General features: G+C 37.6%; 7 protein-coding genes and 1 pseudogene. All 8 read left to right on the top strand.

All coding sequences use genetic code 11. From position 1 onward, the window contains the following. A pseudogene (locus KO524_RS14525) lies at positions 1-1,270 on the top strand (hypothetical protein); the annotation flags it as partial. A 29-nt stretch (positions 1,271-1,299) separates the two neighbouring features. Next, positions 1,300-3,693 (top strand): hypothetical protein, encoded by a 2,394-nt coding sequence (locus tag KO524_RS14520; RefSeq protein ID WP_219294955.1) that lies wholly within the window; start codon positions 1,300-1,302, stop codon positions 3,691-3,693. A gap of 210 nt (positions 3,694-3,903) precedes the next feature. Next, complete coding sequence (locus KO524_RS14515; protein WP_219294954.1) at positions 3,904-5,157, top strand: gliding motility-associated C-terminal domain-containing protein; 1,254 nt, start codon at positions 3,904-3,906, stop codon at positions 5,155-5,157. 95 nt (positions 5,158-5,252) lie between these two features. Next, the gene (locus KO524_RS14510; protein ID WP_219294953.1) at positions 5,253-6,185 is read left to right on the top strand and encodes a type IX secretion system membrane protein PorP/SprF; all 933 of its coding nucleotides are present in this window, start codon (positions 5,253-5,255) and stop codon (positions 6,183-6,185) included. Positions 6,186-6,275: 90 nt separating this feature from the next. Next, positions 6,276-8,222 (top strand): OmpA family protein, encoded by a 1,947-nt coding sequence (locus KO524_RS14505; protein WP_219294952.1) that lies wholly within the window; start codon positions 6,276-6,278, stop codon positions 8,220-8,222. A gap of 779 nt (positions 8,223-9,001) precedes the next feature. Then, positions 9,002-9,814: a helix-turn-helix domain-containing protein gene (locus KO524_RS14500; RefSeq protein ID WP_219294951.1), complete on the top strand. Its 813-nt coding sequence runs from the start codon at positions 9,002-9,004 to the stop codon at positions 9,812-9,814. 9 nt (positions 9,815-9,823) lie between these two features. Then, entirely contained in the window at positions 9,824-10,990 is a 1,167-nt protein-coding gene (locus tag KO524_RS14495) for an AraC family transcriptional regulator (RefSeq protein ID WP_219294950.1), read from the top strand. A 227-nt stretch (positions 10,991-11,217) separates the two neighbouring features. Beyond that, positions 11,218-15,444: a GEVED domain-containing protein gene (locus KO524_RS14490; RefSeq protein WP_219294949.1), complete on the top strand. Its 4,227-nt coding sequence runs from the start codon at positions 11,218-11,220 to the stop codon at positions 15,442-15,444. Positions 15,445-15,496: the final 52 nt, after the last annotated feature.

The raw sequence follows: 15,496 nt of genomic DNA, 5'->3' as shown, positions 1-15,496 counted from the left end.
AACCGTAACGACCATCGTTCAAGACGCTACTTCCCGTGTCTATACTTACGAAAATGAGGCAGGAGACAAAGTTGAAATCAACGTCATTGCCGATGTGACCAACAAATTCGAAGACATCATCAACAACACCACGGTTCAAAACATTCTTAATGAATATTTAACCAAGGTAGAAGGTAACGTGACTTACGACGGAGATAATTTTGTGTACTACGATGAAAACGGCGACATACAAATAATCGACATCACCGAATTGGTTAAGGCGGCTGAGACAACGACGACTTTAGTTAACAATAATGACGGAACTTATACTTATACAAACGAAAAAGCGGTATCGGTAACTATTGATATTCCGGCGAGTTTGGTAAACAATACCAATCAAGACTTTAATGATTACATCACCAATTTAATTGAAGAAAAACAAACCTTGACGAGTTTGGTTGATGTGGTGACACCTGGTTTTGATCAAGATGGTCAAGAGATCGACGTACATACGTTGACATACACAGATGAAAAAGGGATTGCTAATCCGATTGATATTTCAGTATTAGTGAAAGGAGTAGAAACCTTAACTACCATGACGTATGATCCGGTGACACATTCCTTATCATATACCAACGAATTAGACATTGAGACGAAATTTGATTTGGTTGATATGGTTGGGGATATCGAAACCCTAACGAAGTTAGAGTTGGATATCGACCAGAAAAAACTGGTATATACAGATGAGAACACGGTAGTCCATGTTCTGGATTTAGCACCAATTATTCAAGAACCTTGGTACAGTACAACAACCAATCAAGGCGCAATTTCGAATAACGATAACATCTATACAAAAGGATGGGTTGGTATTGGTTATACCACGCCTTCAGATGTACCAGACGAGAAATTAAGGGTTAATGGTAGTATAACTACGGTTAATAGTAATTATGCGGATTATGTGTTCGAGGATTATTTCGATGGATTTTCTGAGATAAAATTGGACTACAAATTTAAAGACTTAGATAGTGTGGAAGATTTTATAAAAACCAACAGACACTTACCAGGTATCACACCGATTCATGATTTGATCAAAACCGATGCGGGTTACGCATTTAATTTATCAGAACTTTCTATACAATTATTAGAAAAAACGGAAGAACTGTATCTGCACGTAATCGATCAAAAAAATCAAATCGAACAAAAAGACGCACAAATTCAGAAATTAGAAGAGGCTAACCAAGCTGTTCAAGATCGTTTAACTAAACTGGAATCGTTACTATTAAACAAATAGTAACCCCAGTAATCTAAACCACAAATCAGATGAAAACTAAAATATTTAGAAATATATTTCAAACGCTGTTGGTGCTGGTATTACTGACTTTTTCAGTACAGCGTTCGTTTGCACAAACGAACATGACCAAAATTAAAGACGGTACAGTTTCAGGAACACCAAATGTTCCTGTTTTAGGAGCCGTTCTTGAATTAGAAAGTAATAATAAGGGCTTTTTAACCCCTCGATTAACTGCAAGCCAGCGCGATGCTATAATTCCTGCGAATCGCGTTGATGGATTGTTGATTTACAATACCTCTACGGGTTGTTTTAACTACTGGAGTTCGGTACAAGCGGTATGGCTAAGCCTATGTGGAACACCTCCACCGGCAGTAATCAATATATCGACTGTTCAATGTAATGAAGTAGTGGTCAACGGAATTTACAAACAAGGAGAATTCTTAAATTCAAACAATACCTTGAATATACCGGTTTCGGTTACTCAAGCGGGTACTTATGAAGTAAGTGCATCGACTAACAACGGATATTATTTCTCCACATCGGGAACTTTCCCAACCACGGGGTCTTATATGTTGACTCTTAATGGTGTAGGTACACCAAACAGAGGATATAATACTGGTGAATCTGGAGATGAGTTGACTATCGTTTTAAACAACAGACCGGCAAATTGTAAACCTTTTGTATTTGTTGAAAAAGCCAGCGTTGATTTTGTGATAACCTGTGCAAATATTCAGTCACAAGGTAATTACTATATTGGAATGGCACTTAATGATACCAATAAATTACAAGTTGCTGTCAATGTAACAAGTACTGGATTCTGGAGTATCAATACCAATGTGTTAAATGGATATTCTTTTGCTGGAACTGGAAACTTTACCACAATTGGAGCTCATACCATTGAATTAACAGGTACGGGAATGCCTTTGGCCTCGGGAACAAATCAATTTAATTTGTCTTCCAACGCGGCTAATGCGTCGAGTTGTTCTAATATTCCGGTAATCGTAGCACCTGTCAAATATACAGTAAACTGTAACGATGCCGTTATCAACGGTTCCTATATGCAAGATGTTGCTTTAAATAGTTCTAATACGATTTTGTTGAAAGTTAATGTATTGGCTACGGGTAAGACAACGATTACAACAAATACCGTATCGGGAATTACCTTTACCTCTGGTGTAGTCAGTTTAGATAACCTTGGAGAGCAACTTATTACTTTAACAGGAACGGGTACCATTACTGGTGCAACCGATATTATATTAGGTATTACAGGTACTCCAGGTTTAGAAGCACCTTGTAATATAACCATACCTATTGTGGCACAACCGGTTAATTATGCCATGAGCTGTAGCTCGATAACGGTTAATGGAAATTATGCTCCAGAAACACCAATGATTGCTACTAATACGATGACTTTAAATGTTACCGTAACCTATCCGGGTGCTTACAGTATCACAACCAATACGGTTAACGGCATTAGCTTTACAGCTACGGGTACTTTCAGTACTACTGGTACACAGCCGGTTACTCTAAGAGCTTCGGGAATTCCATTAGCAGGTGGTACATTCAACTATGTGATTACCAGCAATAGTAGTAGTGGTGGAACCAGTTGTACGAAGAGCATCACATTCGTATATAGAACGATGAATGTTTTAGGAGTTGGTCAAGGGCTTTATTCACCGGGAACCGCTTCAAACTCAGAAGCAGCGAGAGCAATTCTACAAAACAAAAATAGTTTTGGACCTAGTGGTAAAGTACAAATTCAAGATATGAAAATCTTTAATAATGGATTGAGCCAGGGTGCGACCTTAAGAAATAACATCAATAATAATAAAATTGATATCATCGTATTGTCTTATAACTTCTTGCCAAATGCTGCAAGTATTGAAATATTAAATGATTTTGTTAAAAACAAAAAAGGAGTATTGATTCACTCTCAGGAAAATAGTGCTTCAAGTACCCAAGACTTAATCAATAAAATTTCAGGAGGATCTGTTGCCGTAAGCGGTACGGGAACTACATATCAAAACCCAATCCTAAATGTTGCCGACCCAATTCTTCAAGGACCATTTGAAGATGTCAGAGGAAAAGCAGGTGGATCTGACGTGAATAACTCGTACTATGTAAGCAATTTCCCATCTAATCTAATACTTCTGGCTACTCAAAATGGAAATGCGTCAAGAGCATGGATGTTAAGACACAACAGTTTAGGTTATGTTTATATTGGTGATAGTGGTTGGATTTCTGGAACTCCTTCCAACACTTCCACTACGATTTGGCCAGCTTATGTTACCAGTACAGGCTTACCATTGTCTAAATCCTATTCTGGAGGTACGGTTTACAACAGTTTCTTATATGCTAATACCATCGCATGGGCTGTTAAATATGTTCAGGAAAATACAATTGTAGATTATACTGTACAATAATTTTAAACTAAAAAACGGGAGGGAAATCTTCTCCCGTTTTTTATATATTGATTTAGCTATTTAGGAGACAAGTGATCTTGTCTAAAGTTTTGTCTTTAAGAATGTTTTGGAGCTTTTAAAACTTTAGCCAATATTTTCTGTAGGAGTGAGCCCAATTGCGGACATTCTTTACGGGCTCCCAATTTAAAATACATAAATATGAACCGAATTATGAAATACAAGATTTATACAGTATGCCTTATAGCTGGTATTTCCGTACATGCTCAAGAGGTAGGTATGATGGTGAATGTGGGGGATGTTTATATCTCGCCACAGACAGAGTTATCCATCATACAAGGGTTCGATAATACGGCTACCGGCATCTTATATAATGATGGGGATTTATTTCTACAAGACTATCTGAAAAATAACGGACTGTTCACTTTTAACCAAGCCAATAAAACCGGTTATACCATTTTTGAAGGCACGGGCAATGGCAAACAGTTGATTTCGGGTGATAAACCTATAGCCTTTATGGATGTTTTGTTTAATAAAACAACAGCCAATACGGGTTTTGATCTAAAAAACGACATCAGTATTGCCGGAACAGCAAACTTTACTAAAGGTATAGTTGAAGTTGACTCTCTGGATGGAGCTATGGTTTTTGAAATTAATGCAACCGCAATCAATGTCAGTAACAACAGCCACGTCAATGGAGAGGTTGAAAAAAGAGGTAATAAAGATTTTGTCTATCCCATAGGTGATGGTACTAACTATAGAAGAGCAGAAATTGGCGCACCTAAAGCGGTAGCCGATTTATATTCGAGTAGGTATTATAATCAAAATACTTTTTTAAGACATCCAGCTGCAAGTAAAGCCGGTGTTATTTTAGATATCGACGACAGCGAATACTGGACGATGAAACAGCTCAATACCAAAAACGATATCATATTAACTTTGAGTTGGGACGAAAAAACAACGCCGAGTCATTTGCTGAAATCGCCAGAAAAGAATTTACACATCGTCCGCTGGGATAATGAAAAGAAGCTGTGGGTGGATGAAGGGGGTATCGTTGATTTAAATACCAAAACAGTTAGAACGGCCACTTTTGTTGATGGTTATGGGGTGTTTACACTTGCAACAGTAAAACAAGAGTATCTATTGGATGGAGACCTCGTTATTTATAATGCGGTCAGCACAAATGGCGATGGTATAAACGATTACTTTTTGATTGATAAAATTCAAAAATACCCCAACAATACGGTACAAATTTTTAACCGTTGGGGAGTGAAAGTTTTTGAAACCGCTGCTTATGATACTACAGGTAATGTCTTTAGGGGAGTTTCTGATGGAAGGGGAACGCTTAATAAGAATGAAAAGTTACCTACAGGTACTTATTATTACATACTGACTTATGAGTTTACAGATACCAACGGATCGAATACGATTAAGAAAGCAGGTTATTTGCATTTAGAAAATAATTAAACAAAGGCATTGCCTTAACGTACTACTTCGGTCGCGTGATAAACAACCCGATGTTATACGGTTACTAAGCTTAATAAAACAATAAATATCTGCATATGAAAATAAAAAACTTACTTGGAGTAGTTGGAACCAGCCTAGCATTGTTAGGTGGATTTCAAAGTCTATATGCACAACAAGATCCTCAGTACACCCAATATATGTATAATACGGTACAAATAAACCCTGCTTATGCCGGGTCTAGAGGGGTGCTGAGTGTTTTTGGGCTTTATCGCACACAATGGGTTGGATTAGATGGTGCGCCAAAAACGGCAAACGTTTCATTAAATACCCCTTTGGGTAATTCGCGTTTGGGATTGGGGGCGTCGTTTACAAACGACCAAATTGGGGCTATGGATGAAAATAATATAGCGATCGACTTATCGTATACTATAGATTTGAGTCAGCGCTTTAAAATGTCATTTGGAATCAAGGGAACCGCTAATTTATTGAATGTCGATTACACCAAATTGAACATCTATAATCCAAACGATATACAGTTTCAAGATAATATAGAGAATCAATTTTCACCCAATATTGGTGCGGGAGTTTATGTACATTCAGACAAAACCTATTTTGGATTTTCGGTGCCCAATTTTTTGACTACCGATCGATATGAAGACAATACGGTATCCACCATGAAACAAAAAATGCACTTTTATTTGATAGGAGGACATGTGTTTGATTTGAGCCCAAGTCTAAAGTTTAAACCGGCTTTTTTAGCTAAGGCTGTAGATGGTGCTCCCTTACAAGTGGACGTGACGGCGAATTTTTTAATCAATGAGAAATTTACAATAGGCGCAGCGTATCGATGGGATGCCTCAATTAGTGGTTTAGTCGGTTTTCAAGTTACCGACGGCTTATTCGTCGGTTATACCTACGATACAGACACCACCAAATTGGCACATTATAACTCGGGTTCACACGAAATCTTTATGCGATTTGAATTATTCAATCGCTTTAACCGAATCACATCACCCAGATTCTTTTAAACCGAATCCTTATGTAATCGTCTAGTTCCTACTGCTAATAGCCCACGAGAATTAGACGATACCATAGGCTTATAAATACACAATCGACATATGAAAATAACTACAAAAATATCGTTTTGGGGAATGTTTTTTCTCTTTAGCATCACGCTTAATGCTCAAGTAGCACTAGAGCGTAGGGCAACAAAAGAATATGAAAATTATTCGTATATAGATGCCATTAAAATTTATGAAAAGGTTGCTAATAGAGGATATGAGTCCAATGAACTCTTTCAAAATCTAGGAAACGCTTATTACTTTAATGGAAAGCTGGATCAAGCAAATCTATGGTACGCAAAACTGTTCCAAAAGGAAGAAGACCAAACCATTCCGTCAGAATATTACTATCGCTACGCACAAACGCTAAAAACGGTAGGCGAGTATAAAATGGCAGATGTGTATTTGCAAAGGTTTGCAACTATAGAAAAGGCCGACAGCCGTGTACATCTATTTAGATCGCTAGATGATTATTTGGAAAAGATTAAAGAATATTCGGGGCGTTATAAAATGGAAACCATAACGGTAAATTCCCCAGAGTCTGATTATGGTAGTATCGTTTATAATGATCAAATGATCTTTACATCATCTCGAGAAAAAGGAGGTATTTCTAAATCGATTCATACTTGGACAAATCAAGAGTTTACACGCTTGTATGCTGCGGATATTAACAAGGACGGACAATTGGGACAGCCCAAACATTTTGCCTCGGAAATAGGTTCTAAATTTAACGAATCGACTCCCGTGTTTTCTGCCGATGGGAAGCATATGTATTTTACGCGCAACAATTATAATAACGGCACTCGTTTAAGCGATGCCAAAGGTGTGACTTTACTAAAGATATATAAGGCTACCTGGAAAGACAACCGCTGGAGCGATGTAGAAGAACTTCCTTTTAACTCGAATCAATTCAGTACAGCGCATCCAGCCTTAACACCTGATGGAAAGTGGATGTATTTTGCCTCCGATCGCGAAGGCAGTATGGGACAGTCCGATTTGTATAAAGTAGCGATTAATACCGATGGTACTTATGGACAACCTATAAATTTAGGCGCACAAATCAATACGGAAGGAAGAGAGAGTTTTCCTTTTATCACAGCGGATTATGAATTGTATTTTTCTACTGATGGACGTCCGGGTTTAGGAGGTTTGGATATTTATGCTACGAAAATTAATGCCGATCAAAGCTTTACAGAAGTTAAAAACATCGGCGAACCGGCCAACAGTCCTTATGATGATTTTGCCTATTATATAAATACGCTATCCAGACAGGGCTTTTTAAGCTCTAATCGCTCGGGAAATGATGATATTTATAGCTTTACGGAAAACAAACGCTTGCCATTAGAATGCGTCCAAGCCATCGAAGGAACTGTTTTTGATTTATCTACAGGAGAGAAGCTGGCTAATGCAAAAGTGACTTTGTTCGATAACGAATATAAAAAACTAGAAGAAGTTTTTACCGATAAGGAGGGAACTTATAAGTTTCCGAAATTACACTGTAATTTTAAATACCGCGTAAATGCTCAAATAGTGGACTATAATACGGCGGAGTTAGTGGTCATAGTTCCTTCCGAAAGTGGTACAACGCAAGGAAATTTCGGATTGGAAAAAAATAAAATTATCATTAAAAAAGGAGACGACTTATTTAAGGTCTTAAAATTAAATCCGATATATTTTGATTTCGATAAATCGGATATTCGCCCAGAAGCTCAAGTAGAACTAGCTAAAGTTGTGGAGGTTTTAAAAGAGTATCCAAAGATGACAATTGATATACGATCCCATACCGATAGTCGTGGTAATGACAATTATAACTTAAAATTATCGGATAAAAGAGCTAAAGCAACAGCCAAATGGATAACCGATCAAGGAATTGAGGTTGGTCGTGTGTCTGGACGTGGATTTGGTGAAACCAAACTCATCAATTCCTGCTCTAACGGTAAAAATTGTTCAGAAGAAGAACACCAACAAAACAGAAGAAGTGAATTTATTATTTTAGAAATGTAGAATTCAAACGATTACTATAAGACCTACAAAGCAAATATTTAATAAATCTTACTTAAGCAGTTTTTTAAAAGGCTTACAAAAATAGCTTTGAGCCTAGTTAATGGCTCAAAGCTATTCTATTTTTAGACTCAGATATGCAGCAATATGTTACATAATCCGTGCTAAACCAACCGCTCTCCTCCGGGCTAATTACTTGTTTTTTATTGCAATTTTAAGATGGCATAACGCTTTTGGTTATTCTACGCTTTTTCTATGGAATTAAGTGAGATTCAGACAACTTTAAGAGGACTTGTTGTTTTTAAAAACGCAATAAATTGTGATTTTTTTTATTTTTATTTTAGTGTTAATTAAATTTTATTAGTCATTTTTACTTACTAAAATTAGTTAAAAATAGAAGTGAATATAATTTTATTGGTGTGTTTGTTTGTTTTTCTAAATATAAAGCTATAAAATATAGAAATAAATAATTGAAAACAAAATCATTTGGTATAGAATAATGTAATAAATTTATAGAATGATTAAGAAAGATGACTTTGGCGGTATTGATTTAAGATAACTAAGATTTTAAAGTGATTATTTTCAATGTATTTATTCCAATTATGACACATTCCTTAATACGATTTTTTCAAGGTTTTAAAAAACTACAATTTCGCGAACTATTGATAGTCAGCATCTTTATATTTTGTATTCAAATTATATTGATCCTGTGCAACATCCCTCTTTTTATTTGTATGGCCGTTTGTATGTTGTTTTTTTTATATAAAAAAAATATAAACGATATGTTTCTTTTAAAAGAAGAATATCAAATAATCTATGTTAATGTTGCGGTTTTTTTAGTTATTCTCATAGCTAATACATGGACGCATAATTCCGTAGTGTTGCTGATGAATATAGCTTACCTGTTGTATTATACCATAAGCATTAATAGAGAATTGAAGAGGCAAAAAGTATCCTCTAAATATTCCAATTCTAAAAACATAATTAGCATTTTAAATTATTTTTCTGTTTTCGGTATTATCGTGGTTGTGATGACCTTATTTGAAAAAAACAACTATAAAGTATTTGACTTTAATGTATATGTTATCTTTATAGGTATCATGTTTCTCTGTATGGTGTTTGGTATTATTTTTTTAAAAAATTTCCAAAAAGAAATTTCTGAAGAAGAGCAAATTCAGACCGAACAACAAGGGCAGTTACTCTTAGAAGAATATAATTTAAAGTACCGACAATTCCATTTGGAAAGCGATTCTCCTTTAGCTAAAGAGATATTATTGTTTTACGAGAAATCGACCAAATACCTAGATGTAGATTTCAATCTTATCGATTTGGCGCAAGAACTCAACTGTTCCAGAGCGGAATTGTCTGAAGTGCTAAATCGTGATATGAAAACGGGTTTTTATTCCCTAACGGGAAGGTACCGAATAAATTATGCCAAAAAATTGTTGCTTAAAAAGGATAATTATACTATCGAAGCATTAATGGCACAATGCGGCTTTCATTCTAAATCTACTTTTAATAAATATTTTAAAGAATTTGTTGGAATGCGACCTTCAGTGTATCGAAAAGTGCATGCCAATATTAAAAAAACTTAAACTCCGAATATGGACAATTTTTATTTGATTATTTTAAGCAATGTTATTTTAATGTCCTTAGTCAATATTTATTTTAACAGCGTTATCTATCGCGGACAGATTTTTTATACAGTTCAACTACTTTTCCTGTGTTTTATAATTATTCACAGTATTTATATCTGCATCACAAAGCTATTTTTTGCAACATTCTATTTTATAGATGTCGGAGCGCCATTTGGGCTGTTTTATGGACCTTTCTTTTACATTGGACTCTCGTTCTTAATCAATGATGAATCCAAGGTGCTAAAAAGAGAATGGACGCATTTTGCGCTCGGACTATTGTTTATTCCTATTTTTCTCGTTTTAACTTTTTTCTTTAGATATAATCTTACTGTTTTAAAAGTGTATTCCATTATATTGTATGGACTTATTTGCTTACAAATGGTAGTTTATACCTTAGTTGCCTATATCAGATTCAATAGAATGGTAAAAGATAAAAAGGCTATTGCAATTATGAGCCAGTCGATTATTGTGATGTTGGCAACCGCTTTGATTTTTTTGGGCATCGTATTTAGCGATTTAAATAAACAGCCTAATGCAATCAATAGCTTTGTAATTTATGCCTTAATGCTGAGTGCTGTGGTGATTATGTTTAGATACAATTTGCTGATATTGGTACGCAAGTTTACTTATTATAAAAACAGCTATACTGGAAAACTCTTTTTTGATTATTTTAAAGAACAATTTATAGCGCCGCAGGAAGGGCAAATAGAACAAGTGCCACAGCCTGTCGTCGAAGTGGAACCCCCGCTCGAAATAGAAGTGGTTAAATACCAAAAATCTCGAATTTCTGAGGAAGAGATGAACAACTATTTAAAAAGCTTGGATAGGGCCTGGGAAGCCAAGATTTATTTAAATCCCGATTTAACCTTAAACCTGCTGTCTAAAACAGCACATATTCCCAAATACCACCTCACTCAAGTATTTAACCTGGGTCTAAATTCCAATTTTAATAAATTTATTAATGCTTTACGTGTACAACACGCGGTGTGTTTGTTAGATAATCCGAATAATATGGAGACTATCGAAGAAATTATGATGCAAAGCGGCTTTAATTCTCGGTCGTCTTTTTATAGGGCGTTTAATGTCTATTACGATATTTCTCCAGCAGATTATCGCAAACAAGCGAATTTATAACCGTTAAAAGTCAAGAGATACGGGGATTGAGTTGGGAGCGGCGCTCTTGTTACCAATCCCCTTTTTTTTTAAGGACTACAAGGTATGTCCGATTTTTTTTGCGTTAATTATTGCGGAAATATATAAATTAGGGTAAGTATTTATGAAATATAAGTAAAACTTTTAAATCACTATTTTTATTTAATCTAAATAAATACTTTTGTACTGTAAAAAACATTGATAATTTTATGGACAAAAAAAATACCTTTCAAAAATTTAAAAACCATTTTCGGTACGCGATTCCGTTGCTGATTTTATTACTTAGTTGGCAGACTCAGGGACAAGTTGCCCAGTATGTCTTCTCGCAAAGTCAATCGACTTATACGGCATTAACAAATCCCATTACAATTGCCCAAGCAACAGATACACAGTTGGAAAACACCAGTTATCCCGTTAATCTGCCATTTGGGTTTACCTTTAACGAAGTAGTATATCATCAACTTAAGGTTCACGCTTCGGGATTTATTAGTTTGGGTGCCCAAACACCTATGGGTAGTACTCCCATTTCCAATACGACAACAGCTTTCGAAGGAGCCATAGCAGCCTTAGCTGCACCGCTTACTGCTCGCTATTCTGCAACAGCTATTCAAGGGAAAATCAGTTATGAAATCCGAGGAATACAACCCGAAAGAACCGTGGTAATGCAATGGGAAAACTTTGGGTTTTTTAACGGTTCAACCCAATCTACGGTGAACACTTACAACCTGAATTTTCAGATCCACCTCAGTGAAAGTGGAACCATAGATATGGTATATGATTTAACCGGTGTAGGAGCCCCACCATCGTTTGGTGCACAAATCGGATTAAGAGGAAATACAGCCACCGACTTTAACAACCGCTATGCCGTTGGCAACACAGCCACGAATCATTTTATGAGTTCAACTGCAGGAGGAGCTAATACTTCAATGATTAACCTGTATAAAGATTTTCTACCCACTAGTGGATTTACCTTGAGTTGGAGGCCATCCCATTTTTGCTTACCGGTATTTGAATACGGACCCGATAGCGAGATGATTACACAGGTGATTTTTAATACCATTAACAACAGTTCAACGGCTGTCTCTGGACAAACACCGGTTTATGAAGATTTTCGAACGATTTCTACCGATGTACAAAAGGGCCATAGCTATACCATTACCGTAAAAGGGCCTGCAGGCTTTTTTTCAAGTGATGTAATGGTCTATATCGATTTTAATCAGAACGGCAAATACGACGATCCAGGAGAGGGATTCTATTTGGGCAAAATTGCTCCAGGGAATCCGGCTAATGCCCAAACGGTTACAGCAACGATCCTTATTCCACAAACGGCTGTTACTGGTTTAACAGGTATGCGCGTTTTAAAAAATTCGGGAGTTGCCACCACTAATACCATTAGCCATCCTTGTGCCACCGATTTAAGAACCGGACAAGTAGAAGACTATAGCGTCCAGATACTAGACACTACAACAGAACCGACTTGCGACAATACAGAACCCGGGATGACAGCAGGAGATACGGGTTGCATCACCTTGACTTATCAAGGACAAAGCGTGGTTTATACGACCGTTAGAGCGCAAGATGGAAACATTTGGATACAGCAGAATTTGGGAAGTCCTGCAGTGGCAACCTCTGCAACGGATGCCGATAATTATGGCGATTTATTTCAGTGGGGACGTTGGGACGACGGGCATCAGTTGCGGAACGGTGCAACTTCAACAACAGCGGTTTCACCGAATAATCCCATGGGATTAAATGGCGGTATAAATGCATTTATAACCACACAACCCCAATGGTGGGAAAACAGTTCGACCACCGCAAATTGGGATGCGCCAAACCCTCAAGCTGTAACGGAATCCAACGGCTGTGATCCCTGTAAGGCCTTGGGGACGAATTGGGGCGTACCCACAGAGGAAGACTGGCAAAACATCATCCGAGCAGAGGCAATTACCAATATACAAACGGCTTTCGACAGCAATCTTAAGCTGACTGTAGCTGGGTTTAGAGGAGGAAGCAACGGCAACGTAACCGAGGGAGTTAGAGGTTATTATTGGAGTAAAACAGCCAGTGCTACCAATGCTAGTTACGTTAAATACTTGTATTACAGTAATATTACTATGAATACAGCAGCTGGCGCATATAGAAGTCAAGGTTCTTCCGTTCGCTGTATAAAGTTAGCTACAGCGGTGGAACCCGTTTTCCCGGCACCTTATTGCGGGCTGGAAGGAGTAACCACGGCTACTTTGAGCGAGATCACAGAGGTAAATTTAGCGGGTATAGTAAAAACAACTCCTGTAGGGGTGCCCAATGCTCCGTTGATTGAAAATTATACCGCGACGGTTTTTGAACTGGAAAAACAATTACCGCATCCGATTACAATTAAAGGCGGTACTCAGGGGCAAACAACCGTTTCTGTATATGCTTATATCGACTGGAATCACAACAATACTTTCGACAGTGATGAAGCAATTAACTTAGGCTTTTTAACAAATATAGGCAATGAAATGGGCGAAATAATCACCCAATTGAACATACCTGCCACAGCCATGCTGGGCGAAACACGTATGCGATTGGTCAAGGCCTACGAATCGAGTTCTGCTATGGGAACCTTAGTCAATTTACCTTGTCCGACCGGCTGGTTTATTGGTCAAGTACAAGATTATACGGTGAATATAACAGCAGCAGCAGTTGTACCCGACGCGCAAAGCATAACGCTTGGAGTTTTAAACAATCAAGAACCTCAAATTAACAACCCCGGAGGCAACTTACAATTGGTAGCGCAAATCAACCCGATCAATGCCGATCAAAATGTTGTTTGGTCCGTGGTGAGCGGTCAAGAAGTACTGACTGCGAATACCGACGGTATGCTGACCGCTTTGACCAGCGGAACCGCCGTCGTAAGAGCTGCAGCTCTTAGCAATAATGCGGTTTTTGCAGAGATTACCATTGCTGTAGAGCTGCCGATATGGTGTCAACAACCTACAGCGGCTCAGGTGCATTCCATAGGTACACAAACTGCCGTATTGGCATGGGACTTTCCCATTCCAACCGAAAATGCTAGTGGTTTTGAATATGAATTGAGAACACATGGAGCCCTTGGTGAAGCAGACGGTCTGGTTGTACGCGGACAGAGCACCGATTTAAATGTGTTGTTCTCCGATCTACTTTCCAATACATTCTATACCGCATATGTTCGAACAAAATGCGATACAGCAACGCATAGCGCTTGGACAAACGCTGTGGAATTTACAACCAATTGCGATGTAATTACGATTCCATCGGCACGGAACCAAAACTTCTGTGGAGAGAAAAAGATCTCCGATTTGATTGTTGCAGGTTTGCCAAATGCCATTTTTAATTGGTATGAATCCAATACGGCTACTACAACCTTAAACAGAAACAGCCGTTTAATCAGCAAAACCTATTATGTATCACAGAGTGTAAGAGGATGTGAATCGGCTCGAACGGCGATTGAAGTAGTGATTTCTGCTGGAATAGCTACGCCAACAGCGGTTAATCAATCTTTTTGTTATACGGATATTACCGTAGCCGATTTAGTGGCAACGGCGACTGTAGGAGGTCAACTATTTTGGTATTCAAGTTTGAATGCCACAACTCCGCTCGACCTATCGCAGCGTGTTGTTTCCGGTTATTATTACGTCAGTCAAAAGATAGGTAGCTGTGAATCGGATCGGTTGTTAATTAATGTTTCTGTAATAGGCAATACGGCAGCACCTGCGGTAGCAGCTCAAAGTTTTTGCGGAACAGCTGTAGTGGGGCAATTGCGTGTTCAGGTAATTCCAGGTATGCAAGCAAGATGGTACACGGTTAGCGAGGGGGGTGTTTTCTTATCCGACGATACCTTGTTGACTAGTGGAATATATTATGTTGCACAAGGATGGAACGGCTGTGAATCGCCTAGAACTGCTGTAGCGGTTAGCATCAATCCCATACCGGAAATGCCAATTGGTGAAACCACTCAAGAAATGATTCATGATGCGGTGATTTCGGATATAGTAGTTCAAGCAGAAAATCCACTTTGGTATCATTCCCCAACGGATGCTTTATATGATCGAAACAGACTGTCGTTGCAAACAGCGGTTATCTCCAATACCATTTATTATGTGGTTAATATATCGGACAAAGGCTGCCGTAGCGAAGCGCTGGGAATTACAGTAATTACCAAATTAAAAAGAGAGGAGTTTAATGCGGATTATTTTAATTATTATCCCAATCCAACCACCGATTTTGTTTGGGTGGAATATAGAGAAAACATAAAATATTATACGGTTTTTGATAGCAGTGGTAGACAAATAATCAAACAATATGTTGATAGTCATGCATTTAAAATGGATTTAAGAGCGTTGGTATCGGGTGTATATCTGATTTATTTAGATACTTCAAGCGAACAACAATGGATTCGGGTAATAAAAAAATAAACCCTTGAATAATGATAAAAGCCCCATATTTCCTTGGAAATTGGGGCTTTTT

The organism is Flavobacterium sp. NKUCC04_CG (assembly GCF_019345525.1).
Taxonomy (GTDB): domain Bacteria; phylum Bacteroidota; class Bacteroidia; order Flavobacteriales; family Flavobacteriaceae; genus Flavobacterium.
This window is presented reverse-complemented; position numbering and strand designations above follow the sequence as displayed.

Coding starts and splice junctions, on each gene's coding strand:
- KO524_RS14520 (WP_219294955.1), top strand. CDS start 1,300: ATGAAAACTAAAATATTTAGAAATATATTTCAAACGCTGTTGGTGCTG.
- KO524_RS14515 (WP_219294954.1), top strand. CDS start 3,904: ATGAAATACAAGATTTATACAGTATGCCTTATAGCTGGTATTTCCGTA.
- KO524_RS14510 (WP_219294953.1), top strand. CDS start 5,253: ATGAAAATAAAAAACTTACTTGGAGTAGTTGGAACCAGCCTAGCATTG.
- KO524_RS14505 (WP_219294952.1), top strand. CDS start 6,276: ATGAAAATAACTACAAAAATATCGTTTTGGGGAATGTTTTTTCTCTTT.
- KO524_RS14500 (WP_219294951.1), top strand. CDS start 9,002: ATGTTTCTTTTAAAAGAAGAATATCAAATAATCTATGTTAATGTTGCG.
- KO524_RS14495 (WP_219294950.1), top strand. CDS start 9,824: ATGGACAATTTTTATTTGATTATTTTAAGCAATGTTATTTTAATGTCC.
- KO524_RS14490 (WP_219294949.1), top strand. CDS start 11,218: ATGGACAAAAAAAATACCTTTCAAAAATTTAAAAACCATTTTCGGTAC.